2 protein-coding genes are annotated in these 1,432 nt (G+C 71.4%); one reads left to right on the top strand and one right to left on the bottom strand.

Annotated elements, in window-relative coordinates:
• The coding region (locus KVT45_RS37625) for a Crp/Fnr family transcriptional regulator (protein WP_217553677.1) at positions 1 to 789 on the bottom strand (789 nt) is incomplete at its 3' end.
• A gap of 173 nt (positions 790 to 962) precedes the next feature.
• Here KVT45_RS37625 and KVT45_RS37630 point away from each other — a divergent pair.
• The coding region (locus KVT45_RS37630) for an aldo/keto reductase (protein WP_217553678.1) at positions 963 to 1,432 on the top strand (470 nt) is incomplete at its 3' end.

Below are 1,432 nucleotides of genomic sequence, written 5' to 3' on the forward strand. Positions count from 1 at the left end.
CGCACCGACGAGGGTGGCCCCCGGCCCTCCCGGGGCCCCGTACATCGCCCCCGCCAGCCCGCCGGGGCCGCCGCCGACGACGAGCAGGTCACCGACATCGGGGCCGTCGTCGGCCACCGCGCCGGGCGGCTCCCCGAACTCCGCGGCGAGGTCGGCCGGCTGTGGATTGCGCAGCAGAGGCCGGCCGGGGACGAGGACGAGGGGAAGGTCGGTCACCGGAATCCGGAGTTCCCGCAGCAGCGCCTCGGCCTCCGGCTGCTCCTCGAGATCCATCCAGCGCACGGCTGTCCGGCCGAGCGAGAAGGACTGGAGAAGCGCCCGGCTCCTTTCGTCATACCGGGAACCGATGAGCGTGAGTCCCGCGCCTCTTCGCACCAGGTTCGCCCGGCGCTCCAGGAACGTCCGCAGGATGTATTCGCTGAGTCCGGCGTCCTGGGCGACGAGCATCAGAATCTGACGCACCGGAACCCGCAGCAGCCGACCCGGGGTTCGCATGACACCGGCGAAACGGGCGCGCTCGCCCGTCAGCATGCCTATCTCGCCCGGGAACTCCGCGGGCCCGTACGACGCGACCAGCCGTTCGCCCGGCTCCCCGATCCGGTCGACGACGTCCGCCGATCCCTCAAGGACGACGAAGAAGTCGTAGGACTCGGCGCCTGCCGAGAAGAGGATCTCGCCGGAGTCCGCCGGAAACTCCGATCCGAGCGCCGCCAGTTTCTTGAGCTGATCGCCGGAGAGCGGTGCCGCCGGGGCCCGTACCCATGGCTCGCCTCGGTCAACGTGGTCCATGTGGTGCCTTCTCTCGCTGGTGGGCAAGGGCCCTTGGGGGTGATCCATCCTCCGCCGGGGGCGCCTGCCCGTCCCTCGCCTGAATAGGTGAGGGTGCCGTACGCGGGGGAGGTGGGACGCTGGCCCGCGGCGTCGGCCCGGCTGCCGCCACCGTCGTTCCCGGATCGGCTCGCATGTGGAAAGAAGGAATCGCGTTGACCACCACTCCCGCCCCCGCCGCGGCTTCCGGCACGTTCCTGCTCGGCGGTGATCTGCCGGTGCACCGTCTCGGCTTCGGCGCGGTGCGCATCACCGGACCCGGCGTCTGGGGCGAACCACGTGATCCGGGCGAGGCGGTGAGGGTGCTGCGCCGGCTGGTCGAGCTCGGGGTGACGTTCATCGACACGGCGGATTCCTATGGCCCGTCCGTCAGCGAGCGGCTGATCAGGCAGGCGCTGTACCCGTATCCCGCCGGTCTGGTCATTGCCACGAAGGGCGGCTTCACCCGGCCCGGCCCGGGTGTGTGGCTGCCGGACGGCCGGCCCGAGTACCTCAGACAGCAGGTCGAGCTGAGCCTGCGGAACCTCGGCGTCGAGCGCATCGACCTGTACCAGCTGCACCGCATCGACCCCGCGGTGCCGGTGGAGGAGTCCGTCGGCGAGCT

This window comes from Streptomyces sp. GbtcB6, assembly GCF_019091475.1.
In the GTDB taxonomy this organism is placed as follows: Bacteria; Actinomycetota; Actinomycetes; order Streptomycetales; family Streptomycetaceae; genus Streptomyces; species Streptomyces hyaluromycini.